21 protein-coding genes are annotated in these 24,196 nt (G+C 70.9%); 6 read left to right on the top strand and 15 right to left on the bottom strand.

Features of this window, described 5'->3' with window-relative positions; genetic code table 11:
* The first annotated feature begins 41 nt into the window (after positions 1-41).
* Both ACIBW9_RS17015 and ACIBW9_RS17010 read left to right on the top strand, forming a co-directional pair.
* Entirely contained in the window at positions 42-2,444 is a 2,403-nt protein-coding gene (locus tag ACIBW9_RS17015) for a Tex family protein (protein ID WP_398955678.1), read from the top strand.
* A gap of 55 nt (positions 2,445-2,499) precedes the next feature.
* Positions 2,500-3,063, top strand: a complete 564-nt coding sequence (locus ACIBW9_RS17010; protein ID WP_398955676.1) for a putative glycolipid-binding domain-containing protein — start codon at positions 2,500-2,502, stop codon at positions 3,061-3,063.
* Positions 3,064-3,092: 29 nt separating this feature from the next.
* Here the strand turns inward: ACIBW9_RS17010 and ACIBW9_RS17005 are convergent, their stop codons facing one another.
* A complete protein-coding gene (locus ACIBW9_RS17005) occupies positions 3,093-4,733 on the bottom strand; it encodes an ABC-F family ATP-binding cassette domain-containing protein (RefSeq protein WP_398955674.1) in 1,641 nt (546 codons plus the stop codon).
* 182 nt (positions 4,734-4,915) lie between these two features.
* A complete protein-coding gene (locus ACIBW9_RS17000) occupies positions 4,916-5,938 on the bottom strand; it encodes an oxidoreductase (protein WP_398955672.1) in 1,023 nt (340 codons plus the stop codon).
* Positions 5,939-6,004: 66 nt separating this feature from the next.
* Between ACIBW9_RS17000 and ACIBW9_RS16995 the strand changes: the two genes are divergently transcribed.
* Positions 6,005-6,961 carry an FAD-dependent oxidoreductase gene (locus tag ACIBW9_RS16995; protein WP_398955670.1) on the top strand — a complete coding sequence of 319 codons (957 nt, stop codon included), beginning with the start codon at positions 6,005-6,007 and terminating at the stop codon, positions 6,959-6,961.
* 108 nt (positions 6,962-7,069) lie between these two features.
* Here the strand turns inward: ACIBW9_RS16995 and ACIBW9_RS16990 are convergent, their stop codons facing one another.
* Positions 7,070-9,037 (bottom strand): Xaa-Pro dipeptidyl-peptidase, encoded by a 1,968-nt coding sequence (locus ACIBW9_RS16990; RefSeq protein WP_398955668.1) that lies wholly within the window; start codon positions 9,035-9,037, stop codon positions 7,070-7,072.
* Between the two features lie 196 nt (positions 9,038-9,233).
* Here ACIBW9_RS16990 and ACIBW9_RS16985 point away from each other — a divergent pair, with 196 nt between their 5' ends.
* Positions 9,234-10,721, top strand: a complete 1,488-nt coding sequence (locus tag ACIBW9_RS16985; protein ID WP_398955666.1) for a M1 family metallopeptidase — start codon at positions 9,234-9,236, stop codon at positions 10,719-10,721.
* Between the two features lie 93 nt (positions 10,722-10,814).
* Here the strand turns inward: ACIBW9_RS16985 and ACIBW9_RS16980 are convergent, their stop codons facing one another.
* From ACIBW9_RS16980 to ACIBW9_RS16970, 3 genes are read right to left on the bottom strand one after another with little or no spacing between them, the layout of a single operon-like run.
* Complete coding sequence (locus ACIBW9_RS16980) at positions 10,815-11,723, bottom strand: PfkB family carbohydrate kinase (protein WP_398955663.1); 909 nt, start codon at positions 11,721-11,723, stop codon at positions 10,815-10,817.
* Position 11,724: 1 nt separating this feature from the next.
* Positions 11,725-12,207: a macro domain-containing protein gene (locus ACIBW9_RS16975; RefSeq protein ID WP_398955661.1), complete on the bottom strand. Its 483-nt coding sequence runs from the start codon at positions 12,205-12,207 to the stop codon at positions 11,725-11,727.
* A 42-nt stretch (positions 12,208-12,249) separates the two neighbouring features.
* Entirely contained in the window at positions 12,250-13,716 is a 1,467-nt protein-coding gene (locus ACIBW9_RS16970; RefSeq protein ID WP_398955659.1) for an amino acid permease, read from the bottom strand.
* A gap of 219 nt (positions 13,717-13,935) precedes the next feature.
* Between ACIBW9_RS16970 and ACIBW9_RS16965 the strand changes: the two genes are divergently transcribed.
* Positions 13,936-14,700, top strand: a complete 765-nt coding sequence (locus ACIBW9_RS16965) for a MerR family transcriptional regulator (protein ID WP_398955657.1) — start codon at positions 13,936-13,938, stop codon at positions 14,698-14,700.
* A 168-nt stretch (positions 14,701-14,868) separates the two neighbouring features.
* Here ACIBW9_RS16965 and ACIBW9_RS16960 read toward each other — a convergent pair whose 3' ends face one another.
* From ACIBW9_RS16960 to ACIBW9_RS16940, 5 genes are all read right to left on the bottom strand, one after another.
* Positions 14,869-17,043: a 3-hydroxyacyl-CoA dehydrogenase NAD-binding domain-containing protein gene (locus ACIBW9_RS16960; RefSeq protein WP_398955655.1), complete on the bottom strand. Its 2,175-nt coding sequence runs from the start codon at positions 17,041-17,043 to the stop codon at positions 14,869-14,871.
* A gap of 49 nt (positions 17,044-17,092) precedes the next feature.
* Positions 17,093-18,307 carry an acetyl-CoA C-acetyltransferase gene (locus tag ACIBW9_RS16955; protein WP_099932695.1) on the bottom strand — a complete coding sequence of 405 codons (1,215 nt, stop codon included), beginning with the start codon at positions 18,305-18,307 and terminating at the stop codon, positions 17,093-17,095.
* A 40-nt stretch (positions 18,308-18,347) separates the two neighbouring features.
* Positions 18,348-19,490 (bottom strand): acyl-CoA dehydrogenase family protein, encoded by a 1,143-nt coding sequence (locus tag ACIBW9_RS16950; RefSeq protein ID WP_398955653.1) that lies wholly within the window; start codon positions 19,488-19,490, stop codon positions 18,348-18,350.
* The gene (locus tag ACIBW9_RS16945; RefSeq protein WP_398955651.1) at positions 19,487-20,623 is read right to left on the bottom strand and encodes a CaiB/BaiF CoA transferase family protein; all 1,137 of its coding nucleotides are present in this window, start codon (positions 20,621-20,623) and stop codon (positions 19,487-19,489) included. Before ACIBW9_RS16945 ends, ACIBW9_RS16950 begins: the two co-directional genes overlap by 4 nt.
* 121 nt (positions 20,624-20,744) lie before the next feature.
* Entirely contained in the window at positions 20,745-21,125 is a 381-nt protein-coding gene (locus ACIBW9_RS16940) for an MmcQ/YjbR family DNA-binding protein (RefSeq protein WP_398955649.1), read from the bottom strand.
* A gap of 90 nt (positions 21,126-21,215) precedes the next feature.
* Here ACIBW9_RS16940 and ACIBW9_RS16935 point away from each other — a divergent pair, with 90 nt between their 5' ends.
* Positions 21,216-22,394: a saccharopine dehydrogenase family protein gene (locus ACIBW9_RS16935; RefSeq protein WP_398955647.1), complete on the top strand. Its 1,179-nt coding sequence runs from the start codon at positions 21,216-21,218 to the stop codon at positions 22,392-22,394.
* A 9-nt stretch (positions 22,395-22,403) separates the two neighbouring features.
* Here the strand turns inward: ACIBW9_RS16935 and mmpA are convergent, their stop codons facing one another.
* The 4 genes from mmpA to ACIBW9_RS16915 all read right to left on the bottom strand — a co-directional run bounded on the left by mmpA (position 22,404) and on the right by ACIBW9_RS16915 (position 24,176).
* Complete coding sequence (gene mmpA / locus ACIBW9_RS16930; RefSeq protein ID WP_398955645.1) at positions 22,404-22,547, bottom strand: morphogenic membrane protein MmpA; 144 nt, start codon at positions 22,545-22,547, stop codon at positions 22,404-22,406.
* A 67-nt stretch (positions 22,548-22,614) separates the two neighbouring features.
* On the bottom strand, positions 22,615-22,989 hold the full coding sequence (locus tag ACIBW9_RS16925; RefSeq protein ID WP_398955643.1) for a hypothetical protein: 375 nt from the start codon (positions 22,987-22,989) through the stop codon (positions 22,615-22,617).
* A gap of 52 nt (positions 22,990-23,041) precedes the next feature.
* On the bottom strand, positions 23,042-23,737 hold the full coding sequence (locus ACIBW9_RS16920; protein WP_398955641.1) for an endonuclease V: 696 nt from the start codon (positions 23,735-23,737) through the stop codon (positions 23,042-23,044).
* Positions 23,738-23,843: 106 nt separating this feature from the next.
* Positions 23,844-24,176 (bottom strand): plasmid stabilization protein, encoded by a 333-nt coding sequence (locus tag ACIBW9_RS16915; protein ID WP_398955639.1) that lies wholly within the window; start codon positions 24,174-24,176, stop codon positions 23,844-23,846.
* Between the last annotated feature and the right edge of the window lie 20 nt (positions 24,177-24,196).

The raw sequence follows: 24,196 nt of genomic DNA, 5'->3' as shown, positions 1-24,196 counted from the left end.
ACAATTGCGGCGCAACCTCAGTGAGAAGGCGGTACGGGATCGTGACGACACCCGGGTCCAGCGCAGTCGGGACCATCGAAGGCAGGATCGCCGAGGAACTCGGCGTACGGGAGCGGCAGGTCAGGGCTGCCGTGGAGCTGCTCGACGGCGGTTCGACGGTGCCCTTCATCGCCCGCTACCGCAAGGAAGCGACCGAGATGCTCGACGATGCGCAGCTGCGCACGATCGAGGAGCGGCTGCGTTATCTGCGGGAGCTGGAGGAGCGGCGGACCGCGATCCTGGAGTCGGTGCGCGAGCAGGGCAAGCTGACCGCGGAGCTGGAGGCGCAGATCCGCGGCGCCGAGACCAAGGCGCGGCTCGAGGACATCTACCTGCCGTACAAGCCGAAGCGCCGCACCAAGGCGCAGATCGCGCGCGAGGCCGGGCTCGAACCGCTCGCCGAGAGCCTGCTCGCCGACCCGACGGTCGAGCCGCTCGCCGCGGCCGCCGCGTTCCTCGACCCGGACACGGGCATCGTCGAACCGCAGGCCGCCCTGGACGGCGCCCGTGCGATCCTCACCGAGCGGTTCTCCGAGGACGCCGACCTGATCGGCGAGCTGCGCGAGCGCATGTGGGTGCGCGGGCGGCTGGCCGCCAAGGTGCGGGAGGGCAAGGAGGAGGCGGGCGCCAAGTTCGCCGACTACTTCGACTTCGCCGAACCGTTCACCGAACTGCCCTCGCACCGCGTTCTCGCCATGCTGCGCGGCGAGAAGGAGGAGGTCCTCGACCTCGTCCTGGAGCCGGAGGAGCCCACGGACGGCCCCTCGTCCTACGAGGGCATCGTGGCCGCCAGGTTCCAGATCGCCGACCGCGGCCGTCCCGCCGACAAGTGGCTGACGGACACGGTTCGTTGGGCCTGGCGCACCCGCATCCTGGTGCACCTCGGCATCGACCTGCGCCTCAGGCTGCGCACGGCCGCCGAGGACGAGGCCGTGCAGGTGTTCGCCGCGAACCTGCGCGATCTGCTGCTCGCCGCCCCGGCCGGCACGCGCGCCACCCTGGGCCTGGACCCGGGTTTCCGTACGGGTGTGAAGGTCGCCGTCATCGACGCCACCGGCAAGGTGGTGGCCACGGACGTCATCTACCCGCACGTGCCGGCGAACAAGTGGGACGAGGCGATCGCCAAACTGGCCCGTCTCGCGAAGGAACACGCGGTCGAGCTGATCGCGATCGGCAACGGTACGGCGTCCCGCGAAACCGACAAGCTGGCCGGTGAACTCATCACCAGGCACCCCGAGTTGGGTCTCACCAAGGTGATGGTGTCCGAGGCGGGCGCGTCCGTGTACTCGGCGTCCGCGTTCGCCTCGCAGGAGCTGCCCGACATGGACGTGTCGCTGCGCGGCGCCGTCTCCATCGCGCGCCGCCTCCAGGACCCGCTCGCCGAGCTGGTGAAGATCGACCCGAAGTCGATCGGCGTCGGCCAGTACCAGCACGACCTGTCCGAGGTGAAGCTGTCGCGCTCGCTGGACGCGGTGGTCGAGGACTGTGTGAACGGCGTCGGCGTGGACGTCAACACGGCCTCGGCCCCGCTGCTCGCCCGGGTCTCCGGCATCACCTCCGGGCTGGCCGAGAACATCGTGGCGCACCGTGACGCCAACGGCCCCTTCAAGTCGCGTACGCAGCTCAAGAGCGTGGCCCGGCTCGGCCCCAAGGCCTACGAGCAGTGTGCGGGCTTCCTGCGGATCCGCGGCGGCGACGATCCGCTGGACGCCTCCAGCGTGCACCCGGAGGCATACCCGGTCGTGCGGCGCATGGTGAAGACGTCCGGGCAGGAGGTGGCGTCGCTCATCGGCAACACGGGCGTGCTGCGCTCGCTGAAGCCGGGTGAGTTCGTGGACGAGAAGTTCGGTCTGCCGACCGTCACCGACATCCTCAAGGAGCTGGAGAAGCCCGGGCGCGACCCGCGGCCCGCCTTCAAGACGGCCACCTTCAAGGAGGGCGTCGAAAAGATCTCCGACCTGGCCTCGGGGATGGTCCTGGAGGGCGTGGTCACGAATGTGGCGGCTTTCGGTGCGTTCATCGACATCGGTGTCCACCAGGACGGGCTGGCGCATGTCTCCGCGTTGTCCAAGACGTTCGTCAAGGACCCGCGGGACGTGGTGAAGCCCGGGGACATCGTCAAGGTGAAGGTGCTGGACGTCGACATTCCGCGCAAGCGGATCTCGCTGACGCTGCGCCTCGACGACGAGGCCGCGCCGCAGGGAGACGGCGGCGAGCGCCGGCAGCGAGGGGCGCGTCCGCCTCAGCAGCGGCAGCAGCAGCGTCAGGGCGGCGGCCGTGGTGGGCAGGGCGGCGGCCGTGGCGGGCAGGGCGGCGGTTCGCGCCAGGCGGCGGCGCCGGCCAACAGCGCGATGGCCGATGCTCTGCGCCGGGCCGGGTTGGTTGATCCGAAGGGTAAGCGGTGAGCTGAGGGAGAGGTCGTGGGGGCGCTTCGCGCCCTTTCAGACCTAAGGTGACGGCATGGTCACATCGCATGCCGTCACCTGGGAAGTGCTGGAGAGCCGGGGGTACGAGACCGCCTGGGTCGAGTTCGGCGATGGCTCGCTGCGGGCCCGCGGGCGGGCCGTCGGGGTCGTTCCGGAGCCGTACTGGATCTCGTTCGAGCTCGAGACCGCGGCGGGGTTCGTGACCCGGCGGCTGGCGGTCACCGCGGAGACCGAGAGCAGTACCCGCACTCTCGATCTGCGGCGCGACGACACCGGGTGGTGGACCGCGGACGGCGAACCGGTGCCCGGTGTCGAGGGTGCGCTCGACTGCGATCTGGGACTGTGCCCGCTCACCAACACCATGCCGGTGCTGCGGCACGACCTTCATCGGGCGCCCGGCGAGCGGGAGTTCCTGATGGCGTGGGTGTCGGTGCCGGGACTGGTGGTGCGGCCCTCACAGCAGACCTACACCCACCTCGGGCGCACCGACGGCGGCGGCCATGTCCGGTTCACGTCCGGCGAGTTCCGCAGTGACCTGGAGTTCGACGCGAACGGCTGCGTCGTCGACTATCCCGGGCTGGCGACGCGCCTGCGCTGAGTCCCTTTGCGGCTTTGCCGCAGCCGGCGCTAGCGCTCCGTGACCTTTCCGTCCGCCACCTCAAGCCGCCGGTTCACATGGACCGCGTCCAGCATGCGGCGGTCGTGGGTGACCAGGAGGAGGGTGCCCTCGTAGGCGTCCAGGGCCGACTCCAGCTGTTCGATGGCCGGCAGGTCGAGGTGGTTGGTCGGCTCGTCGAGGACGAGCAGGTTGACGCCCCGGCCCTGCAGCAGCGCCAGCGCGGCGCGGGTGCGTTCGCCCGGGGAGAGGGTCGCCGCCGGGCGCAGCACGTGGTCGGACTTCAGGCCGAACTTGGCCAGCAGGGTGCGTACTTCGACCGGCTCGGTGTCCGGTACGGCGGCGCAGAACGCGTCCAGCAGGGCCTCCGTGCCGTGGAACAGCTTGCGGGCCTGGTCGACCTCGCCGACCAGGACGCCGGAGCCGAGGCTCGCATGGCCCGCGTCCAGGGGGATCCGGCCGAGCAGCGCGCCCAGCAGGGTCGACTTGCCGGCGCCGTTCGCCCCGGTCACCGCCACCCGGTCCGCCCAGTCGATCTGCAGGGACACGGGGCCGAAAGTGAAGTCGCCGCGTCGTACCTCCGCGTCCCGCAGGGTGGCCACGACGGCGCCCGAGCGCGGGGCCGACGCGATCTCCATGCGCAGCTCCCACTCCTTGCGCGGCTCCTCGACCACGTCGAGCCGCTCGATCATGCGCTGGGTCTGCCGGGCCTTCGCGGCCTGCTTCTCGCTGGCCTCGCTGCGGAACTTGCGCCCGATCTTGTCGTTGTCGTTGCTCGCCTTGCGGCGGGCGTTCTTGACGCCCTTGTCCATCCAGGAGCGCTGCATCTGGGCGCGGTCCTGGAGGGCGGCGCGCTTGTCGGCGTACTCCTCGTAGTCCTCGCGGGCGTGCCGGCGGGCGACGTCCCGCTCCTCCAGGTAGGCCTCGTAGCCGCCGCCGTAGAGGTTGATCTGCCGTTGGGCGAGGTCGAGCTCGAGGACCTTGGTGACGGTGCGGGTGAGGAACTCGCGGTCGTGGCTGACGACGACGGTGCCGGCGCGCAGGCTCTTGACGAAGCGTTCCAGGCGCTCCAGGCCGTCCAGGTCGAGGTCGTTGGTCGGCTCGTCGAGGAGGAAGACGTCGTAGCGGGACAGGAGCAGGGAGGCGAGTCCGGCGCGGGCCGCCTGGCCGCCGGACAGGGACGTCATCGGCTGGTCCAGGTCCACGGCCAGGCCCAGGGAGTCGGCGACCTCCTCGGCCCGCTCGTCCAGGTCGGCGCCGCCCAGGTCGAGCCAGCGCTCCAGGCTGGTCGCGTACGCGTCGTCGGCGCCGGGTGCTCCGTCGACCAGGGCCTGCGTGGCCTCGTCCATCACACGCTGCGCCTCGGCGACACCGGTACGGCGGGCGAGGAACTCCCGGACGGTCTCCCCGGGGCGCCGCTCCGGCTCCTGCGGGAGGTGGCCGAGGGTCGCGGTCGGCGGGGAGAGCCTGAGTTCCCCCTGCTCCGGGGCGAGCAGCCCCGCGAGCATCTTCAGCAGCGTGGACTTGCCCGCGCCGTTCGCGCCGACCAGCCCGATCACGTCTCCGGGCGCGACGACGAGGTCGAGCCCGGAGAAGAGGGAGCGGTCGCCGTGGCCGGCGGCTAGGTTCTTGGCGACGAGGGTGGCAGTCACAGCGTGTGATCCTAATAGGCGGAGCAGGTCGCACGCGTCGGCGTTTCGCGGTGCGACCCGTACGGGGCGCGGTGCTGTGTCGATGTGCGGCTCCGCGTGGGCGCACCCCGCCACAGCGGGCCCACAGCCGCCCGACGGCACATCGCGGCACCCACCTCGTCCCGGCGCTCCCCAGCGGAGCGCTACCGCGCCATCGCCTCCACCAGCACGCTCCCCGCCGTCCGTGCCACCACGAACGACTCCCCCTTCACCGCCTTGGCGTCCAGGGCGATGCGGTGGCGGCCCGGTTCGAGGACGCCGTCGAAGACCTCGTGGGTATGGGTGCGGTAGAGGCGGTCGAGGCGGTACGCGGTGAGGCGGACCCGGCAGGGTGAGGTGACCTCGACGCCCGCCTCGCCGTCGGCCGCCACCAGGCTGGTCAGACGGCGCTGCTGTGCCGGGCTGCGGTCCAGGGCGTGTTCGATCTGGGCGACCAGGAGCGGCACGATCGGGGCGAGGCCCTCGACGTACACCACGTCGACGCCCGCCTGTTCGAAGGAGCGGCGTACGGCGGTGCGTTCCTCCTGGGTGACGGCGCGGCCGAAGGCGACGGCGCCGTAGGCGCGCAGTTCGTCGGCGGGGACGCCGTCGGCGTCGTGGGCGATGTCAGCGCCGATGCCGATGGTGCGCAGCGCGGCGGCGAGCTTGGCGAGCAGGGCGACGCGGGCGCCGATGAGCAGGACCCGGCGGCGGGTGCCCGGGGACGCGCCGTCGAGGAGGGCGGCCAGCGCCTGGCGGTACTCGGCGCCCTGGAAGCGGAAGGGCCCGATGCCGTGGTAGCCGTTGAGTTCGAGGTCGGCGTGTTCGTCGGTCTGCCAGGCGAAGTCCCGCCAGATGTAGTCCTCGCCGTCCCGCTCGATGATGGCGGTGACCGCGCCGCACGCCAGGTCGGCGCATTCGGGGCAGCCGTAGATGACGTAGCGGCCGTCCGGAAGCGGTGGGTCCGCCTCCAGGAGGAGGCTGCGGACGTGTTCGGTGAAGATCGCGGGTGGGATGTCGGAGGCGAGCGGGGAGACCGCGTCGAGGTCGGAGAGCTGGAACAGCAGCGGACGTCCGTCGACGATGAAGTCCACGAAGTCCCGGTGCACTTGGTAGTCACCGTTGGCGAGGACTCCACCGGCACGCATCGCCGGTGCCAGGCCGAAGGTCGCGTATGCGGCAGACATGCTGTGAGTATTCCCGCAGTGGGAGCTGTCTGAGCACGGCATGACACATTCCGCTAACGTCCCTGCGTGGACAGCGTGTGGAACAACGATGTCATCGTGGTGGGCGCCGGGGTCATAGGGCTGACGACGGCCGTCGTCCTCGCCGAGCGCGGCGTACGGGTGCGGGTGTGGACGCGGGATCCCGTGGCGGCGACCACCTCGGCGGTTGCGGGCGCGCTGTGGTGGCCGTACCGGATCGAGCCGGTGGCGCGGGCGCGCGCCTGGGCCCTGCAATCGCTCGATGTGTACGAGGAGTTGGCGGCGCGGTCCGAGTCGACCGGCGTACGCATGGTCGAAGGAGTACTGGGCGAGGCGGATCTCGACCGCGCCGAGGCCTGGGCGGCCGCCCGGGTGCCCGGGCTGCGGGCCTCGACGGCGGAGGAGTACGCCGGGAGCGGGCTGTGGGCGCGGCTGCCGCTCATCGACATGTCGGCTCATCTGCCGTGGCTGCGGGAGCGGTTGGTGAAGGCGGGTGGGCTGGTCGAGGAGCGTACGGTCACGGACTTCGCGGAGGCGGACGCGCCGGTGGTCGTCAACTGCACCGGGCTGGGGGCGCGTTCGCTGGTACCGGATGCGTCGGTGCGGCCCGTGCGCGGGCAGTTGGTGGTGGTGGAGAACCCCGGCATCCGCACGTGGCTCACTTCCACCGGCGCGGACGGGGAGATGGCGTACTTCTTTCCGCAGCCGGGGCGGTTGTTGCTGGGCGGCACGGCGGATGAGGATGCCTGGTCGTTGGTACCGGATCCGGAGGTGGCCTCGGCGATCGTACGGCGGTGTGCCGCGCTGCGGCCGGAGATCGCGGGGGCGCGGGTTCTGGAGCACCGGGTCGGGCTGCGGCCCGCGCGGTTCGCGGCGCGGCTCGAGCGGGAAGTTCTGCCCGGCGGGCGGGTGTTGGTGCACAACTATGGGCATGGCGGGGCGGGTGTGACCGTGGCGTGGGGGTGTGCGGAGGAGGCGGCCGGGTTGGCTTGCCCGGCCGCCTAGCGCTCCGCGGGGTGCGCTGTGTGTCGTCTGCGGCTGTGTCGTGGCTGGTCGCGCAGTTCCCCGCGCCCCTGACGGAGCGCTACCGAACCGCGCGGGACTTCGCGCTGCTCAACCGATGGGCGGCCGGCCGTCTCCCGGTACGCGGTGCATGGTGCTCGGGTCGCGTACGCCCTTCAGCGTCGTTGCCGCGGGTGCCGTCGCCGTCTTGCCGGAGGTGGCACGCGCGAATGCTGCCGCGCCGCCCACCAGCGGGACGTCGGCCGAGGTGTGGGTCAGGTCCAGGGTGAGGGTGGGCTTGTCGGTCGGGGGGTCGATGAGGTCCTTGTCGGTGCCCGCGATGATCAGGGCGAGGCGATGGCCGGCCGGGACGACATGGTCGGTGGCCGCGAGGTCCAGGGTGATGGTGTACGCCTTGCCCGGGGTCAGCGGTACGCCCTTGAGGTCGGAGGCGTAGTTGCCGAGGTCGGCCCAGCCCCGGCTGAACACCGTGTAGTCGACGGCGGTCTTCTTGGCCTCGGTGGCCTTGAAGCAGGCGCTGTCGCCCGCCGTGCTCGCGCCCCAGCAGGTGCGGTCGGTGAGGGTGGTGATGCCCTCCGCGGAGTCGGCGTAGTCACGGATGGTGTCCGGGCCGAGGTCCACGAGGACGGCGGAGAGGTGGGCCGTCTTCGTGGTGGGGATCGCGGTGACGGTGACCTTGGAGGAGCCGGACAGGCGCAGGTCGTGGGTGAGGGGCTGGGTGACGAAGCCGGCCTTGTCGGGGGTCGACGTGTCGATCTTCGCGGCCCAGTCGGTCTCGCTCAGCTGCGGGTTGTCGGTGAAGGTCTCGGTGCCGTCACCCTTGGTGAGGCCGAGGGTGCCGACGCCCGCCAGGGTGCCCTGGTCGGGCCGCAGGGTCGTGCTGCGGGTGCCGCTCGGGGGCCAGGACTGCGAGGTCACCCACTGGTCGGGGTGGCGTTCGATGTCGGCCATCGGTTCGCGGTCGATGCCGTTGTCGTAGCCGAGGAGCTCGTGGTCGAACCAGCGGTGCAGGGTGTCGACCCAGGCGGCGCGGCGGAAGTCGAAGGGGTCGACATGGCCGGTCTGGGAGAGCCAGATCTTGCGTTCGACGCCGTTCTTGGCGAGGGCGTTCCACCACTGTCCGAAGTGCTTGGTGCGGACGTTGAGGTCCTGCATGCCGTGCACGAGGAAGACGCTGGCCCGCACCTTGCTCGCGTTCCTGACGTAGTCACGTTCGGTCCAGAACGGCGTCCAGTCGCCGGTGCGTGGCGCCCCGTCGACGATCTTCTGCTGGACGGCGGCGCACTTGGCCCGGGCGTCGGGGCTGTCGACGTAGTTCGAGAGCCAGTCGGGGCCGGAGTCGTAGAGCGGGGCGCCCTTGGCGAAGTAGTAGTCGTACCAGGAGGAGATGGCGCTGATCGGGACGATGGTCTTGAGGCCCCTGACGCCGGTGGCGGCGACGCCGTTGGCGATCGTGCCGTCCCAGCTCTTGCCGATCATGCCGGTCTTGCCGTTGGTCCAGGTCGCCTTCGCGGTCGTGGTGCCGGTGCGGGTCGTGTACGCCTTGGCCCGGCCGTTCAGCCAGTCGACGACGGCCTTCGCGGACTGGATGTCGCTGCGGCCGCCGACGTCCACGCAGCCGTCGGAGCGGTTGGTGCCGGCGAGGTCGACGCCGACGAAGGCGTAGCCGCGGGGCACGAAGTAGTTGTCGTAGAAGAGCGGCATCTGGACGACGTTGCCGTTCGCGTCGTACGTCTTCTTCTGGCTCTCGTTGCCGCGGCCGCAGCAGGAGTAGTAGGGGCTGGCGTCCATGATGACGGGAACCTTGCGGCCCTGCTGGGCGGGTTCGCGGGGGCGGACGATGTCGACGGCGACCCGGTCGGCCTTGCCGTCACCGTCCCCGTCGAGTCCGGTGTCCACCCATACGGCCTCGCGGATGGCGTTGTCGTAGGAGTAGACGGGGCGGCTCTCCTGCGGGGCACTGTGAGCCGCCGCGGGGGTGAGGAACGCTGCCATGAGGGCGGCGACGGCCGCCGCTGCGAGCGGTCTCCAGGTCGTGAAGCGCATGCGTATGGGCATGCGCGGACGGTACAACGGTCAACTCGCGTACAGAAGAGTGCAATCGGACGCCTGTGAGGTCCCTGAGGCCGTGGGGTCGGCGGCTCATGTCGGCCGAATGGCGATCGTGTGACACGTGGGGCCATGGACATGCCCGGGGACACAGGGACTGAATAGGCTCCGAACAGACTTCGTACTCCTACGACTTGGAGCTTTCGTGCACCGCAGAATCATCACGCCGGGCGCACTCGCAGCCGCGTCGCTGATGCTGGCGATCCCGGCGTCGGCCGCGAGCTACTCCCCCGGCGCACCGGGCATCGGCGACCCCTACTACCCGGCCTACGGCAACGGCGGATACGACGTCTCCCACTACGACCTGCGGCTCCAGTACCAGCCCGGCACCGACGAGTTGGCGGGTACGGCGACGATTCTGGCGAAGACGACGCAGGATCTGTCGAGCTTCGACGTGGACTTCCTGCTGGACGTCAGCGAGGTACGGGTCAACGGCGTCAAGGCGTCCTTCGCCACCTCGGGCCAGCACGAGCTGGTGGTGACGCCGAAGTCGCCGCTGGCCAAGGGCACGCCGATCACCGTGGTGGTCCGCTACAGCGGAGTGCCGTCCACCAAGAGCGCGTACGGGTTCAACACCTGGCACCGCACGCCGGACGGGGCGGTCGCGGCGGACGAGCCCGAGGCGGCCTGGTGGTGGTTCCCGAGCAACGACCACCCGCTGGACAAGGCGACCTACGACGTGTCGGTGGCCGTGCCGGACGGCACCCAGGTCATCTCCAACGGCACGCTGCAGTCGACGAGTTCGAAGCTCGGCTGGACCCGTTACAACTGGCGGGAGAACAAGCCGCAGGCCACCTACTTGGCCACGCTGGCGGTCGGCAAGTTCGACATCACGACCAGCACCTCCGAGGGCGGTGTGCCGGTCGTCAACGCCTACAGCAAGGACCTCGGCGACAACGACGCGGCCGCGCGGGCGAGCGTGGAGCGCACCGGGGAGCTCGTGGACTGGCTGAGCGGCTACTTCGGGCCGTATCCCTTCAGCTCGGCCGGCGGGTACGTGCCCAACACGACCACCGGGTACGCGCTGGAGACGCAGACCCGCGTGTACTACAGCCCGAAGCAGTTCGCGAACGGCTCCAACACCTCGGTGGTCGTGCACGAGCTGGCGCACCAGTGGTACGGCGACAGCGTGTCCCTGAAGGGTTGGAAGGACATCTGGATCAACGAGGGCTTCGCGCGGTACGCGCAGTGGCTGTGGTCCGAGCACGAGGGCGAGGGCACGACGCAGCAGCTCGCCGACTACGTGTACGCCTCGCACCCCGCGGACGACGCGTTCTGGACGGTCAAGCCGGGCGACCCCGGTCCTGACAACCAGTTCGACATCGCTGTCTACGACCGGGGCGCGCTGGCGGTGCAGGCGCTGCGGAACGCCGTCGGCGACGACGCGTTCTTCGCCATTCTCAAGGGGTGGCCGCAGACGCACGCGTACGGCAACGCTTCTGTCGCCGACTTCCAGGCGTACGCCGAGCAGGTGTCGGGGAAGTCGCTGTCCTCGTTGTTCGACACGTGGCTGTTCCAGCCGGTGAAGCCTGCGGCGTCGGCGGCGAAGGCAGTGGCTGTCGCCAAGTCGGCGGCTGCTCCGGTGCGGCCGAAGTCGTGGAAGCAGATCGAAGCGACGAACGACGTCCACTGAGGATCTGGCAGGTTCGGGGGTGCGGGGACTGCGGGCCGGATGTGGCTGGTCGCGCCCCGTGGCGGAGCCGCTGATGTCACAGCCTCGCGCCCCTCATCGGCCCGCTGCACTGACCGCTTCTAGGAGTTCCTCTCGGCTCATTGCCTCCGTCTCCGTCGAAGGGATCGTGCAGGCGTGGGCGCCGGCGATGCTGCCGTACAGGGCGCAGCGCTGTGGGGTTTCGCGGTTCAGCCAGCCGTGCAGGAAAGCCGCGGCGAAGGCGTCGCCCGCGCCGTTGGAGTCCACCACCGGGGTGGGCGGTGCGACGGGCGGTACATGGGTCAGCTCTTCGTCGGCCAGGAGGTACGCGCCCTTCGCACCGGCCGTGGCGACGACCACCTGGGCCCGGCCACGGTCGGCGATCCGGCGCATCGTGCGCTCGGGGTCGGAGAGCGCGGCGGCGGACAGGAAGACGACGTCCGCCGCTTGCGCGAACGGCTCGTGGTACGGGTTCTTCCCGTCCCAGTCGTGCAGGTCGGTGGAGATGGTGGCGCCCGACTCGCGCAGGAGCGGCAGCGCATCGGCGCAGGGCTGGGTGATGGCGACGTGCGCGTGGCGGCTCGCCCCGGCCAGAGCACGGACCGTGTCCTCCGGGAAGCGGTCCTCACCCTGCGTACGGCTCACGTCGTACAGCGACAGGCGTCTGCCGTCCGGGCCGACCAGGTTGACCGCGCGCTTGGTGCCGGCGGGGTGGGGGACGGCGGTGAGGGCGATGCCGTTGTCCCGGTGCAGGGCGCGGACGAGGTCGCCCTCGGGGTCGCCACCGAGCATGTCGAGGTGATGAACGCGCAGACCGAGCGCGGCGAGCCCCAGGGCGACGAAGTCGCCCGTCTGTCCGGCACGGGTCCGGATCCCACGCTCGATCATGTAACTGTCGGCGTACGGCAGCGGCAGCTCCGGCACGTACACGATGGTGTCCACGCCGGCACCGCCCAGCACGAGGACGTCGGTGTCACGACTCAACTCAGGCCTCCCCGTGGTCGTAGACAGTGACCTGCACGCCCCGCTTCACAAGCCGCTCGGTGACCAGCGGTTCGATGCGGGACCACTTGCCGCCGGCCAGACCGCAGCCTATCCGGGGCATGTGGACGGAGGCGCCCAGTTCCAGAGCCCTGTCGGCGAGTGCGCCGAGGGCCGCGTCGATCGCCTCGTAGCGCACCGGGACGCCCTTGCTGCCGGTCCGGGTCCCGCGCTGGCCGACCATGTTGGCCACCCACACATGCGGCTCGACCTGGACGAACTGGGCCGCGCCGAGCCCGAAGTCGTTCGCCGCGCGGTCGCGGTGCCAGGCGCGGTACGCCGCCTCCGGCTCGGGCCAGCGGCGTGACACGGCCAGGACGAAGCCCTTTCCCCATCCCCCGAGGTCGTTACAGACATGGGCGATCACCTTGACGCCCTTCACCGACGGAACGGTGGCGTCACCCCGGACGTAGTTGATCTCCGACATGACGCCACCGTAGGCGATGCCACTGACAGTGGCTCTGGCCTGCTACTTCGTCAGGTCGGTCAGTTCCTGGTCGCCGTTGCGTACGACCCTGCGGCGTACCGCGAACCAGCCGGCGACCAGCATGGCGGCGATCACCGGGATGAGGAGGAGGGTCTTGCGGCCGACCTCGGGGTCGTTCCACATCAGGGCGAGCACGGCGAGCAGGAAGGCGATCGTGGTGATCTCCGTGGCCGGGCTGCCGCGGAGGCGGAAGGACGGGCGGGTGACCAGCCCGGCCTTGGCGCGGCGGACGAAGACCAGGTGGCAGATCATGATGATCACCCAGGTCGAGACGATGCCGAGGGAGGCCACGTTCAGCACGATCTCGAAGGCCTGGCTCGGCATCAGGTAGTTGAGGCCGACGCCGAGCACGCACACCGCGCAGGTGAGCAGGATGCCGCCGTAGGGGACCTGGCTGCGGTTCATGCGCGCCGTGAACCTGGGCGCCGAGCCCGCAGTCGCCATGGAACGCAGGATGCGGCCCGTCGAGTACAGACCCGAGTTCAGCGAGGACATCGCGGCCGTCAGGACCACCAGGTTCATCACGTCGCCCGCCGCCGGGATGCCGATCTTCGACAGGACCGTGACGAAGGGGCTCTCGTCCGCCGAGTACACCGAACCCGGCAGCAGCACGGCCAGCAGGACGACGGAGCCGACGTAGAAGAGGCCCACCCGCCACATGATGGAGTTCACCGCGCGCGGGACGACCTTCTCCGGCTCCGCGGTCTCGCCCGCGGCGACGCCGACCAGCTCCAGTGCGGCGTACGCGAAGATCACGCCCTGCATGACGAGGACGACCGGCATCAGACCGTGCGGGAAGACACCGCCGTGGTCGTTGATCACGGACAGGCCCGGCGTGTGTCCGCCGACCTCGTGCCGGGTGGCCAGCAGGAAGACGCCGATCAGCATGAACCCGACGAGCGTGGCCACCTTGATGATCGCGAACCAGAACTCCATCTCGCCGAAGATCTTCACCGAGATCAGGTTCACGGCGAGGACGACGGCCAGCGCGACCAGGGCGAGCACCCACTGCGGGATGCTCGTGAACATGCTCCAGTAGTGCGTGTACAGCGCGATCGCCGTGATGTCGGCGATTCCGGTCGTCGACCAGTTCAGGAAGTACATCCAGCCGGCGACGTACGCGCCCTTCTCGCCGAGGAACTCGCGTGCGTACGACACGAAGGAACCGGAGGAGGGGCGGTAGAGGACCAGTTCGCCCAGCGCCCGGACCACGAAGAAGGCGAAGATCCCGCACACCAGGTAGGCGAACGCCAGGGCCGGGCCCGCGTTGTGCAGGCGGCCGCCGGCGCCCAGGAAGAGGCCGGTGCCGATGGCGCCGCCGATGGCGATCATGTTGACATGGCGGGCCTTGAGGTCCTTGCTGTAGCCGGCGTCTCCCGCGTCCGCGGGCGCCTGGGCCGCGTCGGTCCGGGTGGCGGCCTGTGCCGTGTCCACGGCGTCCTTGCTCACAGGTGCTTCCACTCTCTGGTGCGCCCGAGCGGGTCGCGCTCGGGTGTCCGGACGTACTCGGTCCTCGCTCTTCGGTGGAAGACGCGGACCAACGCGGCACCTTCCCCCAGGTGCGGCGCGCATGCGATGGCACAGATCACACAGCGGTACTTCTCACAAGCCCCACCGGCCCCTCGTACCGGGTTTCGCAGTACTGGTGTGACAGCGATACTGCTGCACATGACGACCGACACCGACACCGACCGGGACGGCGACACCGCGGAGCCGTCGCTCACGATCGACGAACTGGCGGCGCGGGCCGGCGTCACGGTCCGCACGGTCCGGTTCTACGGCACCAAGGGGCTGCTGCCGCCGCCGGTGATCGGTCCGCGCCGGGTGGGCCGCTACGGACAGCGGCACGTGGCCCGGCTGGCACTGATTGACGAGCTGCAGCACCAGGGCATGACGCTGGCGGCGATCGAGCGGTACATGGCGCAGCTGCCGCCCGGCCTCAGCCACCACGACCTGGCGATCCACCGGGCCGTGGTGGCGTCCTGGGCGCCGGACACCGTGGAGACCGTGAGCGCGGCGGAGCTGCGGCGCCGGGCCGGGCGGCCGCTGACCGAGGACGAGGTCGAGCGGCTGTGCGCCATGAACGTGATACGGCGCGACGGGGAGTCGTACCGCGTCGACTCCGGCCTGCTCCGGCTCGCCGTGCAGCTCCTCGACGTACCGCTGTCCGAGGAGGCGATCCTCGCGGCGCGCAGGGTGCTGGTCGAGCACTCGCGGGCCGCCGCGCACGAGCTGTCCCAGCTGTTCCGGGGCGAGGTGTCCGAGCGGGCGGAGCAGGACGTGAAGTCGCTGTCCGCGCATATGCAGCCGATCGTGGTGCAGGCGCTGCTGACGACCTTCCAGCGGTCGCTGAAGGAGGAGGTGCACCAGTGGCTGGACGCCTCACTCGACCTCCCGGAGCGAGGCGTCTCGGAGGAAGGCGGAGCCTCGTGACCGCGTCCCGTCCTCTGGGGGCTGCCGCCTCCAGACCCCCGCTTCGGCCTGAAGGGCCTCGTCCTCAAACGCCGGACGGGCTGAAAAGATCAAGCACCGCCCGGCAAAGATCAGCCCCTCCGGCGTTTGAGGAGCGGGGGCCCGGGGGCCGGCCCCCGGGTCGGGACGTCACGCGTCCGTGAACCGCTCCCCCTTCTCCGCCTTCTCCACCAGCAGCGCAGGCGGCGTGAACCGCTCTCCATAGCGGTCCGCAAGCTCACGCGCGCGTGCCACGAAGCCCGGCAGCCCGCCCTCGTACCCGTTGATGTACTGCAGGACACCGCCCGTCCAACCGGGGAACCCGATCCCGAAGATGGACCCGATGTTCGCATCGGCCACCGACGTCAGGACCCCCTCCTCCAGCAGCTTCACCGTGTCGAGCGCCTCGGAGAAGAGCATCCGCTCCTGCATGTCCCGGAACGGGATCTCATGTCCCGGCTTGGTGAAGTGCTCGCGCAGCCCGGGCCACAGCCCCGCCCGCTTGCCCGCCTCGTCGTAGTCGTAGAAGCCCGCTCCCCCGCTGCGCCCCGTGCGCGCGAACTCGTCGACCATGCGGTCGATGACCGCCTCGGCGGGGTGCGTCGGCCAGGTGCCGCCGGCCTCCTCCACGGCCCGCTTCGACTCGTTGCGGATCTTCCGCGGGAGCGTGAGCGTCAGCTCGTCCATCAGGGAGAGGACCTTGGCCGGGTAGCCCGCCTGGGCCGCCGCCTGCTCGACGGACGCGGGCTCGATGCCCTCGCCGACCATCGCGACACCCTCGTTGATGAAGTGGCCGATGACGCGGGAGGTGAAGAAGCCGCGGGAGTCGTTGACGACGATCGGGGTCTTCTTGATCTGGCGGACCAGGTCGAAGGCGCGCGCGAGGGCCTCCTCGCCGGTCTGCTCGCCCTTGATGATCTCCACGAGCGGCATCTTGTCGACGGGCGAGAAGAAGTGCAGACCGATGAAGTCGGACTGGCGCTCCACTCCCTCGGCCAGCGCGGTGATCGGCAGGGTCGAGGTGTTGGAGCACAGCAGTGCGTCCGGTTCGACGAGGTGCTGGATCTCCTGGAAGACCTTGTGCTTGAGCTCGGGGTTCTCGAACACGGCCTCGATGACCGCGTCGCAGCCCGCCACGTCCTGCGGGTCAGCCGTCGGCGTGATGCGGGCAAGCAGCGCGTCCGCCTTCTCCTGCGTCGTACGGCCCCGGGAGACCGCCTTCGCGCACAGCCTCTCGGAGTAGCCCTTGCCCTTGACGGCCGCCTCGAGCGACACGTCCTTCAGGACCACCTCGATGCCCGCGCGGGCGCACGCGTACGCGATGCCCGCGCCCATCATCCCGGCGCCGAGGACGGCGACCTTGCGGACCGGACGCGGCTCGATGCCCTTGGGGCGGTTGGCGCCGGAGTTGACGGCCTGGAGGTCGAAGAAGAAGGCCTGGATCATGTTCTTGGAGGTCTGGCCCGCGGCCAGCTCCACGAAGTAGCGCGCCTCGATGACCTGCGCCGTCTCGAAGTCGACCTGGGAGCCCTCGACGGCCGCGGCCAGGATGTTGCGCGGCGCCGGGTAGGGGGCGCCGTTCGTCTGCTTGCGCAGGCTGGCCGGGAAGGCGGGCAGGTTGGCCGCGAACTTGGGGTTGGCGGGGGTACCGCCGGGGATGCGGTAGCCGGGCTTGTCCCAGGGCTGCTGCGAGGCGGGGTTGGCGTCGATGAAGGCGCGGGCCTTGGCGAGCAACTCGTCCTGGGTGGCGGCCACGTCGTCGATCAGGCCGTTCTCCAGGGCGCGCTGCGCGTTGTACTGGGTGCCCTGCAGCAGCACCTTCAGCAGCGCGTCGGCGATGCCCAGCAGGCGTACGGTGCGCACGACGCCACCGCCGCCGGGCAGCAGGCCGAGGGTGACCTCCGGGCAGCCGATCTTCGTGCCGGAGGTGTCGAGGGCGACCCGGTGGTGGCAGGCGAGCGCGAGCTCGTAGCCGCCGCCCAGGGCCGCGCCGTTGATCGCGGCGACGACCGGCTTGCCGAGGGTCTCGATGCGGCGCAGGTTGCGCTTGATCGCCATGCCACCGTCGAAGAGGTCCTGCGCGGTCTCGGGGGTGACCCGGATGAGGTCGCGCAGGTCGCCGCCGGCGAAGAAGGTCTTCTTGGCGGAGGTGAGGATGATGCCGCGGATGGAGTCCTTCTCGGCCTCCAGGCGGTCGGTGATCACGGCCAGGGAGTCGCGGAACGCCTGGTTCATGGTGTTCGCGGACTGGTTCGGGTCGTCGAGGACGAGGGTGACGACGCCGGTGCGGTCCTGTTCCCAGCGGATGGTGGTGCTCTGCGTCATGACGGGGGTCTCCGTAGAATCTCTGAAGTCGCTTGGTTCCGCCGGGGGTTCAGATGCGCTCGACGATGGTGGCGATGCCCATGCCGCCGCCGACGCAGAGGGTCGCGAGGCCGTAGCGCTTGTCCTGGCGCTCCAGTTCGTCGACGAGGCTGCCGAGGATCATGGCGCCGGTCGCGCCGAGCGGGTGGCCGAGGGCGATCGCGCCGCCGTTGACGTTGACCTTGTCCAGGGACAGGCCCATGTCCTTCACGAAGCGCAGGACGACCGCCGCGAACGCCTCGTTGATCTCGACGAGGTCGATGTCGTCGATGGTCAGGCCCGCCTTGGCGAGCGCCTTGCGGGTGGCGGGAGCGGGGCCGGTGAGCATGATGGTGGGTTCCGAGCCGGAGACGGCGGCGGAGACGATCCGCGCGCGCGGGCGCAGTCCGTACCGCTCCCCCACCTCCTTCGAGCCGATCGCGACCAGCGAGGCGCCGTCGACGATGCCGGAGGAGTTGCCCGCGTGGTGGACGTGGTCGATCTTCTCGACCCAGTGGTACTTCTGCAGGGCCACCGCGTCGAAGCCGCCCAGCTCGCCGATGTCCGCGAAGGACGGCTTCAGCTTGGCGAGGGAGTCGGCGGTGGTGCCCGGGCGCAGGTGCTCGTCGTGGTCGAGGACCGTCAGACCGCTGCGGTCCTTCACCGGGACGACGGAGCGGTCGAAGCGGCCTTCCTTCCAGGCCGTGGCCGCCCGCTCCTGCGAGAGCGCCGCGTACTCGTCGACGTCACGCCGAGAGAATCCCTCGATGGTGGCGATCAGGTCGGCGCCGATGCCCTGCGGCACGAAGTTGACGGCGAGGTTGGTCATCGGGTCGTTGAACCACGCGCCGCCGTCGGAGGCCATCGGCACCCGGGACATGGACTCGACACCGCCCGCGAGGACCAGGTCCTCCCAGCCCGAACGGACCTTGGCGGCGGCCATGTTGACGGCCTCCAGACCGGACGCACAGAAGCGGTTCTCCTGCACTCCGGCGACCGTGTCCGGGAGGCCCGCGGCGACGGCGGCGATGCGGGCGATGTCGGAGCCCTGGTCGCCGACCGGGCCGACGACGCCCAGCACGATGTCGTCGATCGCCGCCGGGTCGAGGCCCGGGAAGCGGCCCTGGATCTCGTGGATGAGCCCGACGACCAGGTCGATGGGCTTGGTGCCGTGCAAGGAGCCGTTCGCCTTGCCGCGGCCGCGCGGGGTGCGGATCGCGTCGTACACGTACGCTTCGGTGCTCACTGGAAGGCCTTTCGGGGTGAGGGTGGCCGGGCGATGAGCTTCAGCCCAGCAGGGAACGGCCGATGATCTCCTTCATGATCTCGGTGGTTCCGCCGTAGATGGTCTGGATACGGCCGTCGGTGAAGGCCCGGGCGACCGGGTGCTCGGTCATGTAGCCGTAGCCGCCGTGCAGTTGGAGGCAGCGGTCGGCGACCCGCTTCTGCAGTTCGGTCGCCCACCACTTGGCCATGGAGGCGTCCACCGCGTCGAGCCGGCCGGCCGAGTGCTCCTCCACGCAGCGGTCGAGGAACGCGCGCGTGACGGCGCACTCGGTGGCCATCTCGGCCATCTCGAAGCGGATGTGCTGCTTGCTGGCGAGCGGCCGGCCGAATGCCTCACGCTCCTTGACGTACTCGGTGGTGATCTCCAGCAGGTGCTCGGCGGCCGCGATCGCGGCGACGGCGATGCTGAGGCGCTCCTGCGCGAGGTTGGTCATCAGGTGACCGAAGGCGCCGTTGAGCGTGCCGAGCAGGTTCTCCTTGGGCACGCGCACGTCGGTGAAGAACAACTCGGCCGTGTCCTGCGCCTTCTGGCCGATCTTGTCGAGGTTGCGGCCGCGCTCGAAGCCGTCCGTGCCGCGTTCGACGACGAGGAGGGACAGGCCGTGGGCGCCGCCCTCCGGTGTCGTCTTCGCCACGACGATCACCAGGTCGGCGAGGATCCCGTTGGAGATGAACGTCTTGGCTCCGTTGAGCAGCCAGTGGTCGCCCCGGTCCTCGGCGTGCGTACGGATGCCCTGGAGATCGGACCCGGCGCCGGGCTCGGTCATGGCGATGGCGGTGATGATCGAGCCGTCGCAGAAGCCGGGCAGCCAGCGCCGCTTCTGCTCGTCGGTGGCGAGGCCGGTGAGATACGGGCCGATGACGTCGTTATGCAGGCCGAGGGCGAGCCCGGGAGCGCCCGCGCGGGTGAACTCCTCGGCCAGTACGGTGGCGTAGCGGAAGTCGGAGCTGCCGCCGCCCCCGTACTCCTCGGGCACGGCGAGTCCGAGCAGGCCCTGCTTGCCGGCCGCCCGCCAGGCGTCGCGGGAGACGATGCCGTCCTTCTCCCACTGCTCGTAGTACGGCAGCACCTCTCTGGCCAGGAAGGCACGCACGGTCGCGCGGAACGCGTCGTGCTCGGGGGCGAAGATCTGCCGTTTCATTCCGGGCCCTTCAGGAGGTCAGGTACGTCCCAGTCGCGCGCCACGTCGGCCGTGTCGGCGCCGGGCTGTGCGGGGCCGGTGCGTACGGCCGTGGGGGTGGCGGAGAAGCGGGGAGCGGGGGCGGGCTGGGTGATGCCGCCGTGGTCGGTGAAGGTGCCGCGGGCGGCGAGGTGCGGGTGGTGCGGGGCCTCGCTCAGGGTCAGCACGGGCGCCACGCATGCGTCGGAGCCCTCGAAGACGGCCGTCCACTCGTCCCGGGTGCGGGATTTGAAGCCGGTCGCGACCGCCTCGCGCAGTTCGCCCCAGCGGGTCCAGTCCTTGCGGGCGTCGGCGTGCTCCGGGATGCCGAGGGCGCGCACGAACTCGTCGTAGAACTGCGGCTCCAGGGCGCCGACGGCCATGTACTTGCCGTCGGCCGTCTCATAGGTGCCGTAGTAGGGGCAGCCGCCGTCCAAGAGGTTGGCGCCGCGGCGGTCCTGCCAGCCGCCGGCGGCGAGCATGCCGTGGATCATCGCGGCGAGGTGGGAGGTGCCGTCGACGATGGCGGCGTCGACGACCTGGCCGGTGCCGCCCGCACGCGCGTGGTGGAGGGCGGCGAGGACGCCGACGACCAGGTAGAGGGAGCCGCCCGCGTAGTCGCCGAGGAGGTTGGCGGGGACGGCCGGGGGCTCGTCCGGGCTGCCGATCATGCCGAGGGTGCCGGTGAGGGCGATGTACGCGATGTCGTGGCCCGCGCGGTGGGCGAGGGGGCCCTGCTGGCCCCAGCCGGTCATGCGGCCGTAGACGAGTTTCGGGTTGCGGGCGTGGCAGGCCTCGGGGCCCACGCCGAGGCGTTCGGCCACTCCCGGGCGGTAGCCCTCGATGAGGATGTCGGCGCGCGCGGCGAGGTCGAGGACGCGCGTGGGGCCGTCCGCGGACTTCAGGTCGACGATCACCGAGCGCTTGTTGCGGTTGGTGATGTCGTACTCCGTGTTGATCGCGAGCCCGACGCCACCGGGGCGGTCCACACGGACGACGTCGGCGCCCAGGTCGGCGAGGAGCATGGCGGCGAACGGGCCGGGCCCGATACCGGCCAGCTCGACCACGCGCACGCCGGACAGCGGGCCGTGTCCAGGCGTCCTTGCCTCTGCCATGCAGTCCCCAGGGGTTGTGACACAACTGCTGTAACACTAGTGATGTTAGGAACACGTTCCAGCGGACACAAGACCCGGGAGAGCAAGCGCTTAGCCAAGTTGTCCGGAGGAAGCAGGCGGCTCAGCGAGCGTCCAGGTCCGCTATCAGCCGCTTCGGCGCGATCACCCGGTAGCTCTCCTCCACCCAGTCGCACAGCAATTCCGCCACCGGGGCGCCCTGCTCCGCGAGCGGGATGCGGACCCAGCCGGCCTTGCCCAGCCCGTACCCGGCGGGTTCCGCGCCCGGGGCGGTGAGGGCGTGCGCATGGGCCGCCTCGTCCCTGAGCTTCACCGTGACGCCCAGCGGATGACTGCCGTCATCCACGCCCAGGAACACGAACACCTTGCTGTTGACCTTCGCCACGGTCTCGCCCCACGGGTGCTCCTCGACGGCACCCGGCAGCCCGAGGGCGAATTCGCGCACCTTCTCCCACTTCTTCAGGGCATTCCTCGGCACGGTCACCGCTTACCTCCGGGCTCGTCGTCGGGCTCCGCACTCTTCACGCTAGCCTCGGCCACCGACAACGGCGCGTGCTGCGGACCGAGGGGTGTCATGAGCAGGCTGAACAGGACGGACCGTCCGTACGACATCGTGCTCTTCGGAGCCACGGGCTTCGTCGGGACGCTCACCGCGCAGTACCTCGCCGCGCACGCCCCCGAGGATCTGCGCTGGGCGATCGCGGGCCGCAGCGAACAGAAGCTGGAGCGGCTGCGCGAGCGGCTGCCCGGCAACGGGAAGGTCGGGGTGCTGCGGGCGGACGTGGCCGACCCGGCGTCGCTGCGCGAACTCGCGGAGCACGCGCGCGTGGTGGCCACGACGGTGGGACCGTATGTGACGTACGGCGAGGAGCTGGTCGCCGCCTGCGCGGACAGCGGTGCGGACTATCTCGACCTCACAGGTGAGCCCGAGTTCGTGGACCTCATGTACGTCCGCCACGATGCACGCGCGCGTGAGACCGGCGCACGGCTGGTGCACGCCTGCGGGTTCGACTCGATCCCCCATGACCTGGGCGTGTACTTCACCGTGCGGCAACTGCCCGAGGGGGTGCCGCTGGCGGTGGACGGGTTCGTGACGGCGGACGCCACCTTCTCCGGCGGGACCTTCGCCTCGGCGCTGAACCAGTTCTCGCGGGTGCGGTCGATGCTGGCCGCCGAGCGGGACCGCAAGCGGCACGAGCCGCGCCTGGTGGGGCGGCGGGCCGCCGCGCCCACGGGGGTGCCGCGGTTCGCGAAGGAGGTCGGCGCGTGGGCGCTGCCGCTGCCGACCATCGACGCGCAGATCGTGGGCCGTTCCGCGAGGGCCCTGGAGCGCTACGGCCCCGACTTCCGCTACCGCCACTACGCGGCGGTGCGGCATCTGCCCGTCGCCGTGGGCGGGATCGCGGCCGTCGGCGGCCTCTTCGCGGCCGCCCAACTGCCGCCCGCGCGGCGCTGGTTGTCCGACCGGCTCAAGCCCGGCGAGGGGCCGAGCCCCGAGAAGCGGGCCAAGAGCTGGTTCAAGGTCCGCTTCGTGGGCGAGGGCGGCGGCCGGCAGGTGCTCACGGAGGTCGCGGGCGGCGACCCCGGCTACGACGAGACGGCGAAGATGTTCGCCGAGTCTGCGCTGTCGCTGGCCTTCGACGACCTGCCCCCGACGGCCGGTCAGGTCACCACGGCGGTCGCCATGGGTGACGCGCTGACCGAGCGTCTGCGCGGGGCGGGCCTCACCTTCCGGGTGGCCGCAAGCCGCTGAACAGGCCTCTCAGGACCACCCCGCCACCGTGTAGAGCATCCCGGCGATCCAGCCGAGTCCCGCCAGCACGGCAAGGACCAGCGCGGCCGTCACGGCACGCTCGACGGGACGGTCGGGATCGGCGAGGGGCTTGGGAGCACGGTGCGTCGTCATGGGGCACAGCCTGCCGACCGGCGCACCGCGCCCACATCCGTACGGGTACTCAGTGCGGATACTCAGATCACCCGTCGAGCGGCTCCGGCGGCCGCTCGCCGAGCGCGTCCGCGATCCGGTCCCGCACGTCGCGGTCGGGCGCTGCGCTGGCGAGCTGCCAGGCGAGAGGGCCGATCTGCCACCCCGCGTGGTGGTCGAAGAACGGAGGAGGCCCGGCCTCGTTGTGGGCGACCTTGCCGACCAGCTCCGCGAGGCGGAACAGGATCCGCTGCTCCTGCGTGAACTGCTCCTCCTCCGCCCATCCGCGGCGGACCAGCTCGAACACCTCGCGTCCACGGCTCCACCGGTCGCGGTCCCCCGCGCACTCCAGGGCCGCCTCGATCACCGGCGTCCGCCCCTGCCCCGGGGCCGCCGCCCGGAGCACATGGCCCGCCCAGGTCACCGGATCGGACTGACGCTCGAACAGGGTCCGCCGCGGCGCGGTCGGCCAGGGGTCACCTCGGGGCGGCGGCCTCCCGCAATGCCTTGCGGCACAACGCGTCCGCCCTGCGGGTGGTCTCCGGCAGGCGGTACTTCGGAGTCAGGGCCAGCGTGTGGGCGCAGGCGTTGTCGAGGTTCACCCGGTGGCCCACGGACACGAAGACCGGCTTGACGGCGTCGCGGGTGCGCAGGGCGCGGCCGACCTCCTCGGTGTCCGCGAGGAGGGGTGAGGTGCTGCCGCGCGGGGCAGCCGGATCGGCGTGGGTGAAGGTGAAGGGGTTCTTCGCGACGCCGATCGTGGGCAGGCCGGTCAGGACCCCGAGGTGGCTGGCCAGGCCGAAGCGGCGCGGGTGGGCCAGGCCGTAGCCGTCGCAGACGACCAGGCCGGGCGGGCACGGCAGGGCGTCGAGGGCGGCAAGGACGGTGGGGATCTCGCGGAAGGCGAGCAGGCCGGGGACGTACGGGAAGGAGATGCGGCCGACCGCCGTGGCTTCCGCGACGACCTCCAGGGTCGCCGCGTCCAGGACGACCGCCGCGGCGGCGACGACGTCCCGCTCGTCGTCGTACGCCACGTCGACCCCGGTGACATGGCCGGTGCCCGGCGGCGGTCCCGGCTCGTCGAGCACCACCTGGGTCCGCAGTCGGTCCTGTACGGCACGGGCCTGTTCCTCGGTCGCGGGCCAGTCCGCGGGGATGGGTACGGTCGTCATGATGGGACGAGCGTACGGCCCCTGAGCGGGCGTCGGACGCGTGGCGCCGGGCGCACGAACCCCCGCGACGGCGGGATGGTCCCCGCTGTCGCGGGGGACGAGGAGCTCAGCCCTTCTTCGCGTTCAGCGCGCGCTGCAGCTGGTCCTTGTTCATGTTCGAACGGCCCTCGATACCGCGTTGCTTGGCCTCGTTGTACAGCTGGTCGCGGGTGGGGCCCTGGGAGCCCTGGCCGGACCGCTGGCCACCGCGCCTGCCGGATGACATGTCCTTCGTGGAGCTGCGGCTGGCGGACTTGGACTCGCCGGACCGGGCACGTTCCTTGTTCACCGTCCGCGCCGCGATCTCCTTGGCACGTCCGGTGCTCTCACCCCGGTCCTGCGCGCTCTTCTTGATGTGCTCGTACTGGCGCTCACGCTTGGAGCTGGAACCTGCGGGCATGCTCGCTCACTCCTTTCGCA

Origin of the sequence: Streptomyces sp. NPDC049541, from assembly GCF_044465725.1 — a bacterium.
Taxonomy (GTDB): Bacteria; Actinomycetota; Actinomycetes; order Streptomycetales; family Streptomycetaceae; genus Streptomyces.
The sequence above is the reverse complement of the archived record's forward strand: the minus strand, read 5'-3'. Positions and strand labels throughout refer to the sequence as shown.

Coding starts and splice junctions, on each gene's coding strand:
- ACIBW9_RS17010 (WP_398955676.1), top strand. CDS start 2,500: ATGGTCACATCGCATGCCGTCACCTGGGAAGTGCTGGAGAGCCGGGGG.
- ACIBW9_RS17000 (WP_398955672.1), bottom strand. CDS start 5,938: ATGTCTGCCGCATACGCGACCTTCGGCCTGGCACCGGCGATGCGTGCC.
- ACIBW9_RS16990 (WP_398955668.1), bottom strand. CDS start 9,037: ATGCCCATACGCATGCGCTTCACGACCTGGAGACCGCTCGCAGCGGCG.
- ACIBW9_RS16975 (WP_398955661.1), bottom strand. CDS start 12,207: ATGTCGGAGATCAACTACGTCCGGGGTGACGCCACCGTTCCGTCGGTG.
- ACIBW9_RS16965 (WP_398955657.1), top strand. CDS start 13,936: ATGACGACCGACACCGACACCGACCGGGACGGCGACACCGCGGAGCCG.
- ACIBW9_RS16960 (WP_398955655.1), bottom strand. CDS start 17,043: ATGACGCAGAGCACCACCATCCGCTGGGAACAGGACCGCACCGGCGTC.
- ACIBW9_RS16950 (WP_398955653.1), bottom strand. CDS start 19,490: ATGAAACGGCAGATCTTCGCCCCCGAGCACGACGCGTTCCGCGCGACC.
- ACIBW9_RS16945 (WP_398955651.1), bottom strand. CDS start 20,623: ATGGCAGAGGCAAGGACGCCTGGACACGGCCCGCTGTCCGGCGTGCGC.
- ACIBW9_RS16935 (WP_398955647.1), top strand. CDS start 21,216: ATGAGCAGGCTGAACAGGACGGACCGTCCGTACGACATCGTGCTCTTC.
- mmpA (WP_398955645.1), bottom strand. CDS start 22,547: ATGACGACGCACCGTGCTCCCAAGCCCCTCGCCGATCCCGACCGTCCC.
- ACIBW9_RS16920 (WP_398955641.1), bottom strand. CDS start 23,737: ATGACGACCGTACCCATCCCCGCGGACTGGCCCGCGACCGAGGAACAG.
- ACIBW9_RS16915 (WP_398955639.1), bottom strand. CDS start 24,176: ATGCCCGCAGGTTCCAGCTCCAAGCGTGAGCGCCAGTACGAGCACATC.